The organism is Paenalicyclobacillus macrosporangiidus, assembly GCF_900116805.1.
Classification (GTDB): domain Bacteria; phylum Bacillota; class Bacilli; order Alicyclobacillales; family Alicyclobacillaceae; genus Alicyclobacillus_H; species Alicyclobacillus_H macrosporangiidus.
This window is the reverse complement of the sequence record NZ_FPBV01000027.1, coordinates 1-19483: the sequence shown is the minus strand read 5'-3', so window position 1 is coordinate 19483 and position 19483 is coordinate 1. Positions and strand designations below refer to the sequence as shown.

Genomic DNA, 19483 nt, shown 5'->3' with positions numbered 1-19483 from the left:
ACCAGCCTGTCACGATTTCGAGAATACCTTATGTTCTTCCCCACGCCGCAGCCGGCCGATGTTTTGCCGATGCCGGTAGATGGAGAGTGCGGCGACGATCACCGCAAACGCCACTTTGGCCCAGGGATACCCGAGGAGCATCGCCGCCACCGGGGTGAGCGCCGTGAACGTCAATGCGCCGAGCGACACGTACCGCGTCAAGGCCACCAAGGCGATGGCGATGGCACCGGTGAGGGCCGCAGGGGTGAACATCACCAACGCCAGCACCCCGATGGTGGTGGCGACGCCCTTTCCCCCTCGAAACCCGAAGAAGACCGGCCAGTTGTGTCCCACGATGGCCGCGAGACCGGCGGCGTAGACCGCCCAAGGATCGCCTCGTCCCAGCACGTGCCCCATCCCGACGGCCGCCATGCCTTTCAAAATATCGACTGCGAGCACCAAGAGGGCGTACCGAAGCCCCAACACGCGTAACGTGTTGGTCGCCCCTGCGTTGCCGCTGCCGTGCTGCCGGATGTCCAGATTGGCCGCCCATCGAACCACCAAGGTGCTCGTGGAGACAGACCCCAACAGGTACCCGACGATCGCGCACAGGAAAATCACCCGTCCTCCTCCTCAGCCCCAACCGCTTCCCATATCCTGGGCAACTCCGCTTCCGGTCTGCGGTCTAGGAACGGGTTCGGATCAAGAGCCGAATCGGCGTACCCTCAAATCCAAATGCCTGCCGCAGACGGTTTTCCAAATACCGCTCGTAGGAAAAGTGCATCAGTTCGCTGTCATTGACAAACAGAGCGAACGTCGGCGGTTTGACCGCCACCTGTGTCCCGTACAACAGTTTCAACCGGCGACCGCGATCGCTCGGGGGCGGCACACTGGCGGCCGCATCCTGAAGCACCGTGTTGAAGGTCGACGTGGCGATGCGCATCGCGTGATTCTCCGCGACCTCACGGGCGAGCGGGAGAATCCGGTGCACGCGCTGGCGCGTCTTCGCGGAGACGAACAGGACGGGTGCCCAGCGCATGAACGGGAATTCATCCCGAATCCGCTTCTCAAACTGGTGCGCGGTCTTGTCGTCCTTCTCCACCACGTCCCACTTGTTCACGAGAAAAGCGCACGCCCGTCCCGCCTCCACGGCGTATCCCGCGACGCGCTTGTCCTGTTCCGTGATGCCCTCGCCGCCGTCGAGCACGATGAGCGCCACGTCCGTCCGCTCAATCGCGCGCAGCGCCCGGAGCACGCTGTACCGCTCGATGTTCTCATAGACCTTTCCGCGCCGTCGAAGGCCGGCCGTGTCAATCAAGACGTACCGCTGCCCGTCCGACTCCAGCGGCGAGTCGATGGCATCCCGCGTCGTACCGGCCACATCGCTGACCATCACGCGCTCCTGCCCCAACAGGGCGTTGATCAGCGACGATTTTCCCACGTTCGGCCGGCCGATGAGCGCCGCCCGGATGACGTCCTCGTCATAGAGGTCATCGTCCCCCGGCGGGAGCAACCGGACCACCTCGTCGAGGAGATCGCCCGTCCCGCCGCCGTGTTCCGAGGAGAGGGGAATGGGATCACCAAACCCGAGCTCATAGAACTCGTACGCCGCAGGATGGTGTTTCGGGTGATCCAATTTGTTGACGCCGAGCACAACCGGTTTGCGCGAGCGGCGCAGCATCTCCGCCACCTCGCGGTCGGCCTCGGTCAGTCCCGCGCGGCCGTCCACCAAAAACACGATGACATCCGCCTCGTCGATGGCGAGTTGGGCCTGCACTCGGATCAGGTTCGCCATCTCGTCCGCGCCGCTGATTTCAATCCCGCCGGTATCGATGACGTGAAACTCGCGGCCGTTCCAATCCGTCTTCGCATAGATGCGATCCCGCGTGACGCCGGGCACATCCTCCACGATGGAGATGCGCTGTCCGACGACGCGGTTGAACAGCGTCGACTTGCCCACGTTCGGGCGTCCGACGATCGCGACCATCGGTAATGCCATATCCTCAGTCCCGTTCCCTCAGTATCATCCTCAGCCGTTCGATACGGCCAACGGGGTCTCCGCCTGCGGAGACTCCATCACGCGCAAGGTCGCCTCGTACCGCCGTCGAGGCGGAAGGGATTGCGTGTATCCCATCGCGCCGAACAACAGCCCGCTGCCGGTCGCCGGGACCACCGTGACGGGCAAGGACAACTCCTCCTCCACCCGTTGCACGGTGTAGTCGTCGAGAAACACGTCGGCATCGTCCTTGAGCATGATGTCCGGCAGCAGCAGCGTGTCCAGGTCGTTCACCTGTCCCTGAAGCTGCCGCACGATGTCCGTACCGGTGATGAGCCCCGTCACGGTGACATGGTGTCCGTAAAAATCGTTCACAATCGGAAACACCCGGGTGACCAACCCGGGGACGCCCGACAAGCGTTCCAACGACTCGCGAATCACCTTCTGGGCGGATACGCCCGTGATGACGCCGACGCGGCGAGGTTCCCGCTGCAGCGTGCGCGGCACGCGCGGCCACACCTCCTCCAGTTCGTCGAGGAACGTGCGGATGACGCCGACGCCGTTTTCGGTCTGCGCGAACTCGTCGTAAAACCGGGCCGGGGGCACCGGTACGTCCGCCAGTACGTAAAATTCGTCGGCCACGTGCACGAACGACACACCGAGCGTCTCCTGGAAGTGTTCCTGCCAACGGGTGACCTGTTCAATCACCTGTCGGGCTTCCTCGGGCGTGTACGGGCGCAGCTTGTGGAGGCCGCGGCGGTGTTTGGTGAGGCCGACCGGCACCACCGACAGGGTCCGGACGGCGGGATAAAATGGCGCCAGTTCACGAATGGTCCGGTCCAACTCATCCCCGTCGTTCCAACCCGGACACAGCACCACCTGGGTGTTCATCTCGATGCCGCCCTTGGCGAGCATGTCAATCTGGCGGAGGATTTCGCCCGAACGGCGATTGGCCAGCATCCGCACGCGCAATTCCGGATTGGTGGTGTGTACCGAGATGTTCAGGGGAGACATCTTCAACCGGATGATCCGCTCCAACTCTTCGTCCTTGACGTTGGTCAAGGTGACGAAGTTGCCATGCAGGAACGACAGGCGGTAGTCGTCGTCCCGCACGTTCAGCGTCTGGCGCATGTTGGTCGGAATCTGGTCCACAAAGCAGAAGACGCACTTGTTGTGGCACAGGCGCACGCGGTCGACCGTGGGGTGCTCCCAATCGACCCCGAGCCCCTCGTCGTATCCCTTTTCCACATCGAGCAGCCAGATCTCGCCATCCCGTTTCTTGACCTCAAGCTCAATCTCCTCGGCCGCGAGCGCGAACTGAAGGTCGACGATATCCCGGATGGGCTGCCCGTTTATCTTCAACAGTTCGTCGCCCGGCTCCAACTCCAATTCTTCCGCGAGGGAGCCGGGATGAATCCGCTGGATTTTCGGCACCGTCAGCACTCCTGACTTTCGAAACTCGTCATTTCTTCATTATGCGGCAGGCGGGCGACCCCAGTCAAATGGAAGGTCTCGGGCGTCCTCCCGTCGTCTCCCGCCTCCAGCAGGACAGCACCGTCCAGCCGAGTACCAGCGCAACCGTCAACCAAGCGACATTACAGATGAAGGCGGAGGCATTTCCGGCGACGGCCCACCTCTCTCCTGCCATGGCCAGACCGCCCCACATCGGTGCGGTGCCTCCCAACGCCAGCCCTCCCAAGGCCACCAGGCGTTCCCGAGGCCGTTCGCAAGCGGCGGCAATTCCCCACCCGCATCCGGCAGAGAGAAGCCACACAGACGGAATCCCGTGCCAAACCGCAAACGGGTGCCCCTCCCAGACACGAAGGACGGCCCGTCCGGCCAGCATCCCGATGATGGCGGCGCGGATCCGGCGCGGCCAGGGAATGCCGCGAACCCCAGCCACCGCGGACACACCCGCCGCGGTCAGCCCGCAGACGGGGGTGGCCCACTGCGGATGGATGAAATACACCCACAGCGCCAACAGGTACACGGCCCCGCAGCCACCCAAGGCGAAGCGGCCCGCCTCCATCCACGCCGCGAGCCGTTCCGCGCGGGCGACGGCAGACAGGCTGATCAGCGCCGCACAGCAGATGAACGACGGATAATACGTGTCCACGGCGGATCCGTCTCCCTCCTGGCAGACGTTCACGATTCCCAGTGTACCCCGGCCCCCGCGGCTTATCCGAAATCAAAACGGGATCCGGATGTCCGGATCCCGTCTTCTGCGCAAGGCACCCCAGGAGGGCAAACGGCGTCGTTCTGCGTGATCTCAACCCTTGTTGAAGAGATCGCGGAACAAATCGCCGATGGTTGCACCCGTGCTTCCGCTCGAGCGATCCTCGTACGAGGTGTGCCGCGGTTCCCGCCGGCCACCGCCGCGCGATTCGGCGTCCTTGATGGACAGGGAGATCCGTTGACGCTCGGGATCGACCGCCAACACCTTGACCTTGACCTCCTGGCCTTCTTCCAGGACGTCCGACGCCTTGGCCACGTGCTCGTACGAAATCTGCGACACGTGCACCAAGCCTTCCAGTCCCGGTTTCAGCTCGACGAACGCACCGAAGTCGACCACACGGCGCACCACGCCGGTCACCACATCGCCCGGGTGGAAGTCATACGCCGCGGTCTCCCACGGGCTCGGCGAGGCCTCCTTCATGGAGAGGGAGACGCGCCCGGCCTCCGGATCGGCCCGCAGGATCTTCACCTTCACCTTGTCTCCCGGCTTGACGACTTCCGACGGATCCGCCACATGATGCCAGGCCAGCTCGGAAACGTGGACCAGTCCGTCGACGCCGCCGACATCGACGAACACGCCGAAGTTGGTCAGGCGCTGAACCGTACCCTCGACGACGCTGCCGACCTCCAGCGAAGCGATGGTCCTCGCGGCTTCCTCGGCCTGCTCCTGCTCCAGCACCGCCTTGCGGGAAAGGATAAGTTTGTTGTTCTCCGGATCAATCTCCACCACCATCACGCGGATCTTCTTGCCCTTGAACGACTCCAGGTCGTCCACGAACTTCAGATCCACCAGCGACGCGGGGATGAATCCGCGGACCCCGACATCCGTCACCAACCCGCCCTTCACCACATCGTGGACGGTGACCTCGAACGGTGTACGGGATTCGTACTTCTGCACCAGATCCTCCCAAGCCGTCTGCGCGGCGGCGTCACGCCGGGACAGAATGACCGCTTCGGAGTCCTCGTCCAGCTTGACGACGCTGGTCAGGACCTCATCGCCGACAGCGACCACTTCACTCGGGTGCTGAATGCGGAGCGGGGATAATTCACGAATCGGAATGATGCCTTGGAACTTGTACCCGATGTCGACAATGACCTTCTTGTCGTCCACCTCGACGACCGTGCCCTTCACCAGATCCCCAGGATTGAGCGTGGGGGTATTCAGCATTTCCTGCAATTCCTCAGACATTCACGACGCCCTCCTCATGCCATGTCAACCTATTTATCACTCACCTCAGGACCCTGTCCCGGCGCGTTCGATCCGTCGGACTCCCGCACCTGGATGAAGCGTCTCAAGGATCGTAAGCCCAGCCACACCACGCCGACACCCGCGGCGTACAATATCCACCCGACCAGCGCCCCCACCACCTGGAGCTGGTGAAGGACACCAACGCCCGTCAAATACGTCGCCACCCCGGCGGCCCCCGCCGTCCAACGGTTCACATAACGGCGGTCATCCCGCTGCGGGCGTCTCGGCCCTCGCAAGAGCCGAACCCGCAACGCCCACACCACCGCCAACAGGGCGGCGTACACCACACCGTCAGCCGCCCACGCCTGGACGTTCATGCGTGCCCCTCGTCGAGCAGTTGCTGGATTCGCATCATCAGTGTCTCCAACACGGACTCGTTTGTGTCGGCCGGCCCGGGCAGGATGGGTTCTCCAAAGCGAATCGTCACTTTGCCCCACAGCCGGTACGGTCCGATGATGGCCGCAGGGACCAACGGGCAGTTGGCCTTGCGCGCGATGAACGCGATGCCCGGCAGCCCCTTCTGCAATTTCCCGTCCCGCGAGCGGTGCCCTTCCGGAAAGACGATCAAACAGCCGCCCTGGGCGGGAACCGCCAGCGCGTTTCGAATCGCCCCTTTGTCCTGCAGGCCGCGCCGGACGGGAAAAGCCCCGAGATACCGGATCAACGCCGCAAACGCGCGGTGGCGAAACAATTCCTCCTTGGCCATAAAGTGCACAAACCTGGGGATGGCCATGCCCAGCAGGAGGACGTCGAACACATGCAGGTGATTGCAGCCAATGACCGCCGCCCCGGTCCGCGGAATGTTGTGTACGCCTCGGATTCGGATGCGAAACATGAGCCGAAACGCGATCTGTACAAACGCCCGCATGGCCCGGTATAACGGTTCACGGAAGGGATCCCGAACGACGAACTCACTCATTCGGCACCCGCTCCACCAGCGCCAGGATCTCCTCGACGACATCTTCGACGCTCTTGCCGGTGGAGTCGATGAAATGCGCGTCGTCGGCCGGTCGCAACGGTGCCACGGAACGCGACGCGTCGCGCGTGTCCCGCTCCGCGATGGCCTGCTGCATCTCCTGCAGCGAGACAGAAAACCCTTTGTCAGTGAACTCTTTTTGACGCCGCTTCGCGCGCTCTTCGATGCTGGCCGTCAAAAACACCTTGACCTGCGCATCGGGCAACACCACGGTGCCCACGTCCCGGCCATCCATCACCACCGGATAGCGTTGTGCAAATTCCCGCTGCCACTCGGTCAGGAGACGTCGGATCCCCGGATGGACGGACAGCTTGGAGACCGTCTCGGACACCTCCGGGTTGCGCAGATAAGGCGTGATCACTTGGCCGTCCGCGATGACTTCCAACTCGCCAGAAGGGTGGTGCTCAAACCGGAGGCTGTGTTCCCGCAACAGTTGGAGCAAGGCCCGTTCGTCTTCCGGTGAAACATGATGCTGGACCGCCAGCCATGCGACGCCGCGGTACATCGCACCCGTGTCCACATACAGGATCCCGAGTTCCTTGGCCACTCGTCTGGCCACTGTACTCTTCCCCGCCCCGGCGGGGCCGTCGATGGCGATGCTGATGTGCCGCACAACACGTCCTCCACGAAGTTCAGCTAGACAAATGAAAAAGCGAGCGTGGAAGCCCGCTTTCACAGCGCACAATCTCCCAGATGTTCAAGCTGGTTTGCAATCGTTCGGAGCCGACACCTGTTAGACCGCATGCGAGCCGATGATGACTTCAAACGACCACACGAACAGCAAACTGGAAAGCGGCAAGATGTTCCGTTTCACTGACCACCCTCATACTAGCACAGCGCCGAAAGGGCCGCAAGACGCATTTGTGCGGCGTCATGGCACAAATTCGGCCGCGGGCAGGGAGACGACGACGCCGGGCTGCTCAATCTCGACCGTCTGCCCCGGGGCGGGCCAGAGGAGGTTAGCGGCATCGTGATCGACCTGAACAAATGCCGCACCGGGTTCACTCGCGCGAAATTGCACGACATCCCCGGCGTGAACGACGACCGAGAGATTCACGGTTTGAAAGGTCGTCCGGACCTGGCCGTTGACCAGAACCTGTAAATCGGGCCGGGGCTTCGCGGGCGCGAGGTACAGATGGAGGACGGCCTGTTGGGGTGCGGCCGCCGAAGCGGGCTGCGGATTGATCTGGACATAGCCGTTCGAGCGCGCATCCACAAAACGGCGGACCGCCGGGAGGGCGGTCAGCGCTTGAACGACCACCAGCATGCTCAGACAGCCGAGCGCCACGGGCAGGAGGACCCGGTCAAACTTCTCACTGAGGGCGTGCCACCTCTCCCGAACTTCCTGCGATTGGACACTCCCTCGTGCCTGCCGATCCCGCAGGCGCTCCCCCTTTACCGGGTTCCTCCATCGCATTGCGTGTCACCTCGCCCTGCGGCACCCAAGCCGCCTCGTCCATCTTCAACGTATGCACGGGGACGGCGGCGCATGCTCACCGCGAGCGAAGCTGGCGCCAGAACGTGTATTGGATGATGCGCTGCCGCACGGACTCCTTGAGGTCTTCAAATTTCATGGAGGCCAATGCCAGACCGCGCTCGTTCCGGTCTCCGACGCGGATGACCGTGCAGCGGGCGTGAACGGGATACTCCGGATACGGCAGGACGAACTGCGCTTCGACCGTCACCCCAGGATGCAACACCACCGTCCGCGGCAGCCACACGGACAAGCCCCCGCCGCTGATGTCGTGCCCGCGCACGGTGATGTGCTGGACACCCGATTCCAGCGGGACCGTGAGCTTCACGTCGATGTCCGTGTCGACGCGGACGAATTCCCGCCGTTGCTCCCGGGCGATCTCGTCCGGCTTCGGCCGGACAATCCGCCAGGCCGGCGACGGCAAGAAGGCCATTCCCAGCACCTGCGTCCGAAACCGCCGCAGCGCACCGTCTCGCCCGTGGTATTCCACCCACACTTCCTGTTCCGCGGGATCGAGGGGCGTGTGATGATCCGCGTGCAGCGGAATATCGATGAACAGGTCGCGCTCTCCCGTCTCCACCAGCCTCGACTGGTAATAGTCCTGCGTCTCGGGTCGCGTGCGCACCCGCAAAACCTGTCCGATGGCAGGCAGGCTCAATTCAGGACACCCCTCCCATCCTCCCATTCTCTCCCTATTATACGACACAGGGAGGGGGACGGAAAGGCGGTGTCAGGACAACTGTTCGACCTCAATCTCCTTGCCGGTGTTGGCATTGACGTAGACGACGTACGTCTCGTCGTCCGACGTGCCGTAGTACGCCACCGCCGGGACCCAGCGCTTGTCCGGGTCCTCCAGGATGACATCGCGGTGCATCTGCACGTGCAAATCCGGGCTCAACACCTTGCGCAACTGGTTTGCGCTCAAGCGGCGCGGGGCGAGGTTCTGCACCGGGTGCATGAAGTAGTTCGTCCCGTCATAGCCGATCACGCCACCGCTGTGCAGATCCGTCTTGACCATGATGCTTTGGGTGACGACCTGCGCGCCGTCGCGCACGGGCGCGAACACGTAATACGCCGTGCTGTCGTACTGGCGTGCGGCGGTGTTTTCCACCCGGCCGAACCCGCGGGCCGTGAGCCAAGCCGCCGCCTTGTCCTCCGCCTCGCTGAAATCGACCTCGCCGCGAGTCGGCTTGGGCGTGATGGACATCGACAACACATGCCCTCCGTGTTGGCTGACCGTCGCGGTCAAGGAACCGGCGGGCACCGCCCCGCTCACGGTGTACACCGGCGCCGGCGCCCCCGCCTTGGCCGCCTGAACCTGCAGATCGGTGGTGGCGGGCAGCCCCAGAAACGCCCGCACCGCCCGCTTGGCCCCTTCCGCGTCGACGACCGGCTGTTTGGACAGCACGTCTGTGTCCGGCCGCACCGGAGAAGGCACGCGCAGCTGGGACTCGATGAACGTGCCCGCCTGCGTGTCCATCTTGCGAAACCCGTCCACCACCTGGTTATCGGTCCGGTGCGTGCGCAGCGCCCGATTGACGTCTTGCCAGGAGAGGTGGTTGCCCAACACCGTCGCTTGGAGATCGCGCAGTTGGCCATTCAACTTCCCGGCTTGGGCATAGTAGGTCTGCAGTTGCTTCCGGACGGAGGCATCGGCGGGCTTCGCCTGTTGTTCAATCCACGTATTGATGGAATTCGCCACCTGACTCAGGAACTGCTGCGTCTGGTGCATCGGCATCAGCTCAAAGGGTAAGCGCGACGCATCCGTCTGGGCGGCGTAGGTGATGCGCCAAACGTCCCGAAGATGATCTTGAAAGCGGTTTGCGTCGCCGCTGACGATGGTCTTGCCGAGTTCCCGCTGGAGCTGGTCCACCTCCGTCGCCAGATTGTGAAAGCTGTTCTCGTATTGGTTTTCCGTCTCGATGGCCAGGGCCTGTCGTTCGCGGTATTGCCCGTAGCCCCACCAGCCCAGGCCGCTGCCGGCCAGCACCAGGCCCAGCACCGGTATCGCCACCCATGTCGTGCGATGCAGCATGTTCACCCTCCTCGTTCACTTGGTGAAGATGTGTTTTCCGATCCTCAGGATCTGTGGCCTGGACCAGATCCAGCCGCTCGTCGCCGTGTTTGGATTGAAGTAGTACACCGCCCCGTGGGTCGGATCCCATCCGTGCACGGCATCAAGCACCGCCTTGCGCGCCGTGGCATCCGGTTGGAGATTGATCTGCCCGTCCTGGACCGCCGTGAACGCCCCCGGTTGATAGACGATCGCTGGGATCGTGTGCGGGAAGCGAGGATCGTGCAGCCGGTTGAGGCACACGGCCGCAACCGCCACCTGACCGGGGTACGGCTCCCCGCGCGCCTCCGCGTATACGACGTGCGCCAGAAGATTGAGATCGGACTGGCTGAGGCCAGGGACCGACGGCATCCGCGCGGGGGAAGTCTGCGGCGTCCCGGTTCTCGCCGCGGCGCCGGCCTTGCCGCCGCTGGCCTGGCCATTTCCCGGCAATGGCCCTTTGTAGTGCCAGCCCTTGCTGGCCGCTACCAGTTTCATCTTCGTCTTCCTATCCACGATCCCGGTGACCTTCATGCCGAAGTTGTATTGAAAATTGCGCACGGCCCAATACGTCTTCCACCCAAAGATGCCATCGATGTGGCCGCGGTAGTACCCCAGATAACCCAAGCGGTTCTGCAACTCGTACACGTCATACCCTTCGCTGCCATAACGAAGGTCGCGCGGTGTGAACGCCTGCACACTCGTCCACGTCGGGTGCGGCATGTGCCAATCGGCAGGCGCTGCAAGGCCGATCGCCAATGCCACGCCCACGCAAATCCATCCTCGTCTCCTCCGCTTCATGTGTGCCCCGTTCTCCCTCCAATGAAATCCATGGAAATGACGTGAGGGTAGTTTCGGCATATGAAAATGCAAATATGCCTGCCCATTGCCGGGCAGGCAGAAGAAGCCAGGCACTTCATGATATGCGGGGAGCGCGTCCCGCCGTCGAAGGGTCCTTCCGGCCGGTTTCCTCCATCAAAAAAAAAAAAAAAACGGCCCGCGGCCGAACCCGCGGACATAAAAAAGAGCCGCCCTTCAGTTGAGCGGCTCGATGTCGAAGTCATCCTCATTGTCGCAGAGACAACGCTTAAACCCGGTCTCAATATGTCCCTTGGCGTCCCGTACGCCGCGCAGAATAAAGGTCTCGCCACACTTTCTGCAGCGGATGTGCACCTTCACACGCTGGCTGGGCAGCACCATGTCTTCTCCCCCTCCCTCAGAGGTGAGCGGTTCCGCGCGCATGTATCGTGTACCTCCCAATCGAAACGAATACGTACATTATGAACGGTGCCGAATTTTGGTAAACCATTCAGCACGATAAGGATGAGTTCTCCATCCGCGAGCAAAATTCCTCCCTCGGCTACACCCAGCCGCGCCAACGCGCGGCCTCGGCCACGCGCCGTACACCGACGAGGTACGCCGCCAGGCGCATGTCGACCTGGTAACGCCGGGCGGTCTCATACACGGTGGCAAAGCTGCGCGACATCACCTCCGCGAGGCGCCGCTGTACCACCTCTTCCGACCAGTAGTCGCCCTGGTTGTTCTGGACCCACTCGAAGTACGACACAATCACACCACCGGAGTTGGCGAGGACGTCCGGTACCACCAGCACCCCGCGATTCGCCAGCATCTTCGTGGCCGCCAGGGTGGTGGGCCCGTTCGCAGCTTCGACGACGATCGACGCACGGACGCGCTCCGCGTTTTCCGCCGTGATCTGGTTTTCAATGGCCGCCGGCACAAGGATGTCGCAATCCAGCTCCAGTAGTTCCCGGTTCGTGATGGTGTCCCGGAACAGCTTGGTCACGGTGCCGAACGAATCCCGCCGCTCCAGCAGATCTGGGATATCGAGGCCATTTTCGTCGTACAGGGCGCCGTAGGCGTCGGAGATCCCCACCACGCGGGCCCCCCGGTCGTACATGAACTTGGCGAGGTAGCTTCCGGCATTGCCGAACCCCTGGATCACCACCCGCGCCCCTTCGAGGGACAGGCCCTTCACCTTGGCGGCCTCCTCGATGCAGATGGCCACACCGCGCGCCGTGGCGCTCTCCCGTCCACGGCTGCCCCCCAAGATGACGGGCTTGCCGGTGATGAATCCGGGCGAGTCGAATTCCCGCAGATGTGAGTACTCATCCAGCATCCAGGCCATGGTCTGGGAATTGCTGAACACATCCGGGGCCGGGATATCTTTCGCCGGCCCGACAATCTGGCTGATGGCCCGCACATAGGCCCGGCTCAGACGCTCGATCTCGGCGAACGACATATGCCGCGGATCGCACGCCACCCCGCCCTTTCCGCCGCCGTACGGAAGGTTGGCGATGCCGCACTTCACCGTCATCCAGATGGATAGCGCACGAATCTCATCTTCGTTTACATCCGGATGGAGCCGGATGCCCCCTTTCGTCGGTCCCACGGCATCGTTATGCTGCGCCCGGTACCCGGTGAACACCCGCACACTGCCGTCGTCCATTCGCACCGGAAAACGCACGGTGAGGACCCGGATGGGCTCCTTGAGCAATTCGAACATCTGTTCGTCGTATCCGAGACGATGGAGGGCCTCCCGGATCACCTGTTGTGTGCTGCTGAGCACATCCAGATTGTCGGCTTCCACGCGTTTGTCCACCTCAGTCCCCGGATAAGTCTCCATGACGTCCATCAACCACCTTTAGCAGAAAAACGAAATGAATCGATTGCAGGCATGTCCCAGACCGCCACCAGTATAACAACTCGGCCGGCGATGTTCAAAGCAATATCCTGGCGTGCCACCGGGCACACTGACTTCGCGCCCGCGGTACCGCCTGGCGCAGTCGAAGGAGGACTCCCCCATGCGACACACCTCCCGTTGGATATCGGCCATCCTCCTCAGCCTGGTCCCTTGGTTGATGGTGCTCGGCAATTCCGTGCTGATTCCTGGTTTGCCGGAGATGGCGAATCGCATGCAGGTGACCCGGCTCCAAGTCAGCCTGCTCATCACTCTGTTCTCTTTGCCGGCCGGCGTGATCATTCCCTTCGCCGGCATGCTCTCCGACCGATTCGGACGCAAGGCGGTCATCATCCCGTCCCTGTTGGTGTTCGGTGCCGGTGGTCTGGTGGCCGGGCTGGCCTGCGGGTTCCTGCCTCGCCCGTACCCGTTCGTCCTGGCCGGCCGCGTGATCCAAGGCCTCGGCGCCGCGGGCACCGCGCCAATTGCCATGGCGCTCGTCGGCGATCTCTTCCAGGGTGCCGAACGCGCGCGCGTGCTCGGCATCCATGAAGCGGGCAACGCGTTTGGCAAAGTGGTCAGCCCCGTCGTCGGCGCGGCGGTGGGCCTGTTGGCGTGGTTCGCCGCCTTTTTCGTGTTTCCCGTTCTCTGCCTGCCACTGGCCGCGGCGATTTGGTGGCGGGTCCCTTCCCGGGGAGGTGAACCCGATGCCCGCCGCACGGAAAGCGGCGCAGAAGAGCGCTCGTATTTCGGCAATCTGCTGCAGGTCTTCCCGCGCGAGGGACGCTGGTTGTCCATCGCCTGCGCGTGCGGCGCCACCGCCCTGTTCACCTTGTTCGGCATGCTGTTTTACCTCTCGGACCTGCTGGAGAAGCAATACGGCCTCGACGGCCTGAAAAAAGGGTTTATCCTCGCTATCCCGCTGGGTGTCCTGACCCTCACTTCGGTAGCGGCAGGCATCGCCATCCGAAGGCGCCGGCGCAGGATGAAATGGATGCTCGTCGGAGGACTGTGCGGCATGGCGGCAAGCCTGATGGCGTGCGGATGGCTGGCCCCGCGGGCCGGGACCCTGGTCGCCCTGCTGTCCCTGTCTGCGCTGGGCACCGGGTGCGTGCTGCCCAGCCTGAACATGTTGATCACCTCGGCGGTGAGCAGCGCCCTGCGGGGCGTCGTGACCAGCTTCTACGGAAGTGTCCGCTTCCTCGGCGTCGCAGCCGGCCCGCCGGCCATCACATCCCTCATGAATTTGCCCCGCCTCTGGATGTTTTCGGCCGTCGCGGCCCTTTGCATCCTCTGCGCAGGCCTAGCGGTGTGGCTCATTCGACCCGAGGAGACCTCCCCGGGCGGCGGGGCGGACAACCCACGGCTCCTTTCACGGCGCGGCTCGTCTCTGCGCCCGACGGCGAACGCCTGAGGTTTCACTGACCCACCCGCACGCGGGTCCGGTTTTGGCCGTGCGGTCCCCGAGCTGGTCTGCCGGGCCGTCCCAGTGAATATTTTTAGATTTGGAAGGGACAAGACCCGGAAGGACGAGCGCGGGGTGTTTACACCAGAAATCCTTCTCATCGTATTTATCCTCGTCGGCGTGTTGGGGCGGGCGACCATCGTCTCGGTCGCCGCCAGCCTCCTGTTGATCGTGCGGATGCTCAGCTTAGACCGGTGGTTTCCGATGCTCGAGCGCCGAAGCCTGGAACTTGGTCTGTTGTTCTTGATGATCTCCATCCTGGTGCCGCTGGCGAGCGGCCGGATCGACGCGCGCGACATGATGCGGACTATCTTCAGCCCGCTCGGCCTCATCACCGTGTGCGCCGGGGTGTTTGCCACGGTGATCAACGCACAGGGGTTGGAACTGCTCAAGGCGTACCCCCCCTTGTTGATCAGCGTCGTGGTGGGCAGCGTCATCGGGATCGCCCTGTTTGGCGGAATGCCCGTGGGCCCGTTGATGGCCACCGCCATCGCCGCGCTGTGCATCCAGGTCTACGATCGGTTCCAGTGAGGACGCGCGAAGAAGCAGCGAAGCGCACAGCGGCGCACCCGCACGAAAGGCGCACCAAGAAAAAACGAGGGCAAAGCCCTCGTTCGCGTTGCCGTCACACCAACGACAACTTCTCCAGCTTTATGACATCGGGAAGTGATCCGCGATGTACCGCAGGGTGTTGTGGGTGACAATCGGCTTCCCGTATTCCTCGAGGACCGCCGAGGTCACCTGGCAGTATTCCCCGTACTCGTGGCAGATGGCCCATATCGCATCGTAATCCATCTCCTGCATCGAGTCCTCGTCGAGGAACAAGTGGTACGCGCCCTCGTAAAAGTACAGGACCGCGCGCACCGGATAATCCTGCAGGGCGTGCGCCACGCGCACGACATCCTCGAAGTCATCGAATCGAAAGACGAACGTGGAGTAGTAGGTGACGTCGACCTCGACGTGCATCTCCTCGTCCTCATCCTCATCATCTTCCGCCCGGGAAGGCAGGCTGGGCACACGGGTGACGATGACGACGACGCCCTCGGTCGGCATCGTAAACGCTTCGACCGCGATGGGACCCGCGATTTCAAACCCTACCTGTTCATACGCGGTCTCCATCATGTCCCAGAACAGTTCCTGCACCTTGCGGCCGTTGCGCCAGATCTCATCCCGCTCTATGCCTCGCTCCTCGAGGTCGTCATAGCTTATGAAGATTCTGACCTTGTCTTTGGCGATCCGCTCGACCCGCATGGGGATCCCTCCCTTGTTTTCAGAGGTCAGGTCGCTCACGCCGTCGTCGCAGCGCCGGGGCAGGTCTGTCACGCCCGCCCCTGACGGCGCAGGTCATCCGTCCACGTTCATTATACAGCGAATCGGCTATTATAGCGTATTCGCCAACTCGAACATCGCATGAGCGTATATCTGGGTGCACAGGAAATAATCCTGCAGGGACCAATGCTCGTCCTTCTGATGCGCCCTGTCCGGCTGGCCCGGGAACAAGGGTCCGAATGCGACCCCGTTGGTGATGGCTCTCGCGTACGTGGCGCCCCCGATGGCGATGGGCTCTGCCTTGTTTCCGGTGTACTGCTCATACACCTGCGCCAGACACCGAATCACCGGGCTGTCTGGGGAGACAAACAGCGGATCCCGGTTGCTCACCAGATGCACGCCCCACTTGTCCGATACGTACGCCTGACAACGCCGCACCAGCTCATCACCCGTGACATCCACCGGGTAACGGATGTTAAACCAGAAGGAGAACGTGTCTCCGCTCAATTCTGCGCGCCCGAGATTGCTCGTCAAAGACCCCGTCACATCGTCCGCGCAATCGATGCCGAGCGCCCGGCCTGCGGTGTCCTGGGCGGCGATCGCCCGCCACATCGAAGCATTCGCCACAGGCTGTGAGGAGAGCAACGCCGCCAGCCGGATGATGGCGTTTTTGCCCAGATCCGGCGTGCTGCCGTGCGCGGACGTGCCGTGAACGGTGATCTCCACCGTATCTCCCTTCACCGAGATGCTGGCGTCGATCTGCTTCGCACGCGCCTCTTTCCCCAACTTCTGCTCCCATTCCTGGGCCGCCGTCTCAGAATGGCAGTCCACCACGGCCATCGCGTGATCGGGCACCATGTTGACCCGGTCTCCCCCCGTGAACCGGATCACGCGGGGGTTCATGGAATCCGTGTCGGCTCGGGTGTCGATCCGCAGCGTCGCCACACCCTTCTCGGCGTGAATCATGGGAAAATCGGCATCCGGCGTGAAGCCGCCCAGCGGTTGTGGATGCTTAGAAAAGTAGTGTTTCATGCACAACCAACCGCTCTCTTCATCCAATCCAAAGATGAGGCGGATCTTCCGGCGCGGCCGAAGTTGGAGCTCCTTCAACGCAATCAGTGCCCACAGCGTCGCCAGAGCGGGTCCTTTGTCGTCGATCGCGCCCCGCGCATACACATTCCCATTGTGAATCTCCGCCCCGAACGGCGGATAGGTCCAGTGGTTGCCGGGCGGGACCACATCCAGATGCGAAAGTACGGCGATGTACGGATCGCCGTCCCCGTACTCCACATGCCCCGCGTAGCCGTCGGCGTTGTGCGTCACCAGGCCGTGTTCGGCCGCGAGATCGAGCACAAACTGCAGCGCGTCGCGGCAAGCCGCGCCAAAGGGTGCCCCCGGCTCCGCGTCGCCTTCCACGCTTGGAATTTGCAGCAACGCCTGAAGCGTGCGCACCATCTCATCTCTGTGCTGTTCCACGAAATCCGCGAACATGCGATCCGCCTCAACCTTCCTGCCCATCTGACCCTCGCCCATTGCCCGACGGGGCCCCGCGCATCAAGTCGACTGCCGTTCAACGATGTCGTGTGTCAAGGTCACCGTGTAGGTGTCGACCGGTTCGTCCTGCAACAGCTTCGTCAACAGCCGCATCGACACGGCGCCAAAATCGTACATGGGTTGCGCCACGACGCTCATCTCTGGCCGGACCATGGTGGCCAGCCGCGTGTTGTCGAAGGCGATCACCTTCACGTCGTCGGGCACCCGCCGTCCGAGGTCCTGCACGGCGTGGATGGATGCCAACCCCAGCTCGTCGGTCGCCGCCACGATGCCGTCCACAGGGTGTTCCTGGAGCGCCTTCTGGATGGCGGTCAACGCCGTCTCGTAGCGGCCGTCGGGACACTCAATCCGCACCAAATGGCCCTCGGGTACACACGAGGCGACGCCGCTGCCACGCCGATCGGCCAACACCGACCGCCCTTCAGGAACGGTCGCGTAGGCGATTCGCCGGCATCCGCGATCGAGCAAAAAATGCGCGGCGTCCCGTCCGGCCCGGCGGTTGTCGATATTCACCGACGGAATGCGCCGCTCCGGGTCTTCGGTGGCGCACAGGACAACCGGAATCTGGGCCTGCTCGAAACCGTCGACGTGCTCTTTGACCAGTCGATCCGTCATATAGACCAGCCCGTCGACCTGTTTCTCCCACATGGTTCCAATCAGATCCACCTCTCGCTTCACCTGTGCATCGGAGTTCGCGAGGATGATCTGATAATCATACATCGTGGCAATATCCTCAATCCCGCGCACCACCTCTGCGACGAACGCGGTGGAGACATCCGGCACGATGACGCCGATGGTCCGGGTCTTCTTGCTCGCCAACCCACGCGCCACAGCGTTTGGCCGGTAGCCCAGCTTCGCAATGGCGTCCAACACGCGGCGCTTTGTATCCTCTTTGACGACGGCGGTGCCGTTCAGTACGCGCGACACCGTCGCCATCGACACCTTTGCCTCCCGTGCCACATCATAAATGGTGACTGTCACCGAAGTCACCTCCCGCCTTCCATTTGCCGTTATCATACCACGATTCCCCAGGGATCGGGCAAGCCGCCTGCCTGGGAGCCGTGACGATTCCTCGAATTTGGATTTTGTTTCAGACCGGCCAAATCTCACGGGCCGCCAGATCCTGTACAACTAAATCTGAAGAAGCCAAATCACGGCCATCCAGATATCGGATTCTCGGACAGCCGGATGTTGCACAAAGGCTTCACCTTCGGCCCGTGGTTCGACGCCATGCCGACCGACCGCGTTCCGCCCGACGGTGTTCCGTCCGACATCCCACGGCCCGATATTCCGCCGCCCGGCTCATACCGACCGGCGGCGTTCCACAGCCCGGCGGAAGGGGCCGGTTCGTAAAAAAACGGACGATGACTCGTCCGCCTGGTGCGGGTGAAGGGACTCGAACCCCCACGGTTGCCCGCCAGAACCTAAATCTGGTGCGTCTGCCAATTCCGCCACACCCGCTCGATGCGCCGGATCCTGGCGTCGAAAAGGCCCATCTTCCGCCACAATGCGACAACCTGTCTTAAAGATACACAATGCGACACGGCAAATCAATGGATCCAAGCCGCACCGCACAGCCGGACCACAGACCAACCATAAACTGGACCAGAAGGCGAATCAGAAGCCGGACCTCCATCGGCACCGCAGGCCACCAGGCGGTTCCTGTCGCTTAACCCATCGCTCTCGAGAATTCGTCTGCCTCACGCAACTTACCTGCGGTGCGGTCCCGCTACAGCAATGGTCTCGTTCGGACGCCACGGCTGCCGCCGTGATTTCTCAGTCCGATGAGTGAATCAGGGGGGGTGAGTCCAGCGTGCGTTGCCGCTGCGGCGTCCTCACTGAGCCGTCCTCCGCCCACAGTACCCGCCGGAAGGTGCAGCAACTGGTCCTGGTCGGGGAGAACCGGTGCCGGGCCAGGTTGGTCGCGGGCCAGGTCGGTTTTGGGCCAGGTCCGTGGCGGGCTCGTGTGGGCCCGTACTGACGCGTGCTAGGCTCGTGTAGGCCGCTAAAAACACTTTCCGCCTTATCTCGCTCGGGTGCCGGCACCATAGTGTACGTTTCGGTCTTAACTCAGCCCCCGCAGATGCCATAAGGCTGTTTCGTTACTTTAATCGCTCCATGTCCACCCCGTCTCGGCTTCCCATCCGCCTGCCTACATGCCATTGCGTCACGAACTCCGCCCCAGGTCCCCAGGATAAATGCAATGCCGTCGCTATCCATTCCAACCCCCGGGGTCATCAGTGCAATTCTGGTGTTACGCCTCGGCGGACGGACGGTCTTTGCACCCCATTCCCCCCATTCACAACCCATTCACAATCCATTTCCGACTCCGCGGCACAGGCCAACCCACTGACAAGCCAGCCTCCTACGGCACACGCAGCTCCACTCCACACAACAGCAGAAGGCCCGGTCTGCACCTTACCGTGCATTCCGGGCCTTCTCTCTCTCGCCTGGCGGCGTCCTGCTTTCCCAGGGGCTCCCGCCCCTAGTATCATCGGCGCTGGAGGGCTTAACGGTCGTGTTCGGGATGGGTAC

At 62.8% G+C, this 19483-nt stretch carries 19 protein-coding genes, 1 tRNA gene and 1 rRNA gene; 2 read left to right on the top strand and 19 right to left on the bottom strand.

Annotated features, from left to right (window positions below; genetic code table 11):
• Positions 1-9: 9 nt before the first annotated feature.
• From plsY to BM357_RS16425, 14 genes are all read right to left on the bottom strand, one after another.
• On the bottom strand, positions 10-600 hold the full coding sequence (plsY, locus tag BM357_RS16490) for a glycerol-3-phosphate 1-O-acyltransferase PlsY (RefSeq protein WP_074956058.1): 591 nt from the start codon (positions 598-600) through the stop codon (positions 10-12).
• Between the two features lie 64 nt (positions 601-664).
• Entirely contained in the window at positions 665-1978 is a 1314-nt protein-coding gene (gene der, locus BM357_RS16485) for a ribosome biogenesis GTPase Der (RefSeq protein WP_074956055.1), read from the bottom strand.
• Between the two features lie 30 nt (positions 1979-2008).
• Complete coding sequence (locus BM357_RS16480) at positions 2009-3409, bottom strand: DUF512 domain-containing protein (RefSeq protein WP_074956052.1); 1401 nt, start codon at positions 3407-3409, stop codon at positions 2009-2011.
• Between the two features lie 64 nt (positions 3410-3473).
• Entirely contained in the window at positions 3474-4091 is a 618-nt protein-coding gene (locus BM357_RS16475) for a hypothetical protein (RefSeq protein ID WP_074956049.1), read from the bottom strand.
• Between the two features lie 153 nt (positions 4092-4244).
• Positions 4245-5399, bottom strand: coding sequence for a 30S ribosomal protein S1 (rpsA, locus tag BM357_RS16470; protein WP_074956046.1), 1155 nt, complete (start codon positions 5397-5399; stop codon positions 4245-4247).
• Between the two features lie 29 nt (positions 5400-5428).
• Positions 5429-5776: a hypothetical protein gene (locus BM357_RS16465; protein ID WP_074956043.1), complete on the bottom strand. Its 348-nt coding sequence runs from the start codon at positions 5774-5776 to the stop codon at positions 5429-5431.
• Positions 5773-6378, bottom strand: coding sequence for a lysophospholipid acyltransferase family protein (locus BM357_RS16460; RefSeq protein WP_175511563.1), 606 nt, complete (start codon positions 6376-6378; stop codon positions 5773-5775). Before BM357_RS16460 ends, BM357_RS16465 begins: the two co-directional genes overlap by 4 nt.
• Entirely contained in the window at positions 6371-7048 is a 678-nt protein-coding gene (gene cmk / locus BM357_RS16455) for a (d)CMP kinase (RefSeq protein WP_074956040.1), read from the bottom strand. The genes BM357_RS16460 and cmk overlap by 8 nt, the downstream gene beginning before the upstream one ends.
• Before the next feature lie 258 nt (positions 7049-7306).
• Positions 7307-7852: a hypothetical protein gene (locus tag BM357_RS16450; protein ID WP_074956037.1), complete on the bottom strand. Its 546-nt coding sequence runs from the start codon at positions 7850-7852 to the stop codon at positions 7307-7309.
• A 76-nt stretch (positions 7853-7928) separates the two neighbouring features.
• A complete protein-coding gene (locus tag BM357_RS16445; RefSeq protein ID WP_074956034.1) occupies positions 7929-8567 on the bottom strand; it encodes a flagellar brake protein in 639 nt (212 codons plus the stop codon).
• Between the two features lie 72 nt (positions 8568-8639).
• A complete protein-coding gene (locus BM357_RS16440) occupies positions 8640-9944 on the bottom strand; it encodes a PepSY1/2 domain-containing protein (RefSeq protein ID WP_074956031.1) in 1305 nt (434 codons plus the stop codon).
• A 15-nt stretch (positions 9945-9959) separates the two neighbouring features.
• On the bottom strand, positions 9960-10763 hold the full coding sequence (gene sleB / locus BM357_RS16435; RefSeq protein ID WP_074956028.1) for a spore cortex-lytic enzyme: 804 nt from the start codon (positions 10761-10763) through the stop codon (positions 9960-9962).
• A 234-nt stretch (positions 10764-10997) separates the two neighbouring features.
• Positions 10998-11204: a hypothetical protein gene (locus BM357_RS16430; protein ID WP_029420278.1), complete on the bottom strand. Its 207-nt coding sequence runs from the start codon at positions 11202-11204 to the stop codon at positions 10998-11000.
• 118 nt (positions 11205-11322) lie between these two features.
• Positions 11323-12606, bottom strand: coding sequence for a Glu/Leu/Phe/Val family dehydrogenase (locus BM357_RS16425; RefSeq protein ID WP_074956107.1), 1284 nt, complete (start codon positions 12604-12606; stop codon positions 11323-11325).
• 178 nt (positions 12607-12784) lie between these two features.
• Between BM357_RS16425 and BM357_RS16420 the strand changes: the two genes are divergently transcribed.
• Positions 12785-14074, top strand: a complete 1290-nt coding sequence (locus BM357_RS16420; protein ID WP_074956025.1) for an MFS transporter — start codon at positions 12785-12787, stop codon at positions 14072-14074.
• A 126-nt stretch (positions 14075-14200) separates the two neighbouring features.
• Complete coding sequence (locus BM357_RS16415; RefSeq protein WP_074956023.1) at positions 14201-14656, top strand: DUF441 domain-containing protein; 456 nt, start codon at positions 14201-14203, stop codon at positions 14654-14656.
• Positions 14657-14776: 120 nt separating this feature from the next.
• Here BM357_RS16415 and BM357_RS16410 read toward each other — a convergent pair whose 3' ends face one another.
• From BM357_RS16410 to rrf, 5 genes are all read right to left on the bottom strand, one after another.
• Positions 14777-15376 carry an adaptor protein MecA gene (locus BM357_RS16410; protein WP_074956020.1) on the bottom strand — a complete coding sequence of 200 codons (600 nt, stop codon included), beginning with the start codon at positions 15374-15376 and terminating at the stop codon, positions 14777-14779.
• Between the two features lie 129 nt (positions 15377-15505).
• Positions 15506-16912 (bottom strand): dipeptidase PepV, encoded by a 1407-nt coding sequence (pepV, locus tag BM357_RS16405; protein ID WP_175511562.1) that lies wholly within the window; start codon positions 16910-16912, stop codon positions 15506-15508.
• A gap of 36 nt (positions 16913-16948) precedes the next feature.
• Positions 16949-17929, bottom strand: coding sequence for a substrate-binding domain-containing protein (locus BM357_RS16400; RefSeq protein WP_074956018.1), 981 nt, complete (start codon positions 17927-17929; stop codon positions 16949-16951).
• Between the two features lie 397 nt (positions 17930-18326).
• Positions 18327-18409, bottom strand: a tRNA-Leu gene (locus BM357_RS16395).
• 987 nt (positions 18410-19396) lie between these two features.
• Positions 19397-19483, bottom strand: a 5S ribosomal RNA gene (gene rrf / locus BM357_RS16390); the annotation flags it as partial.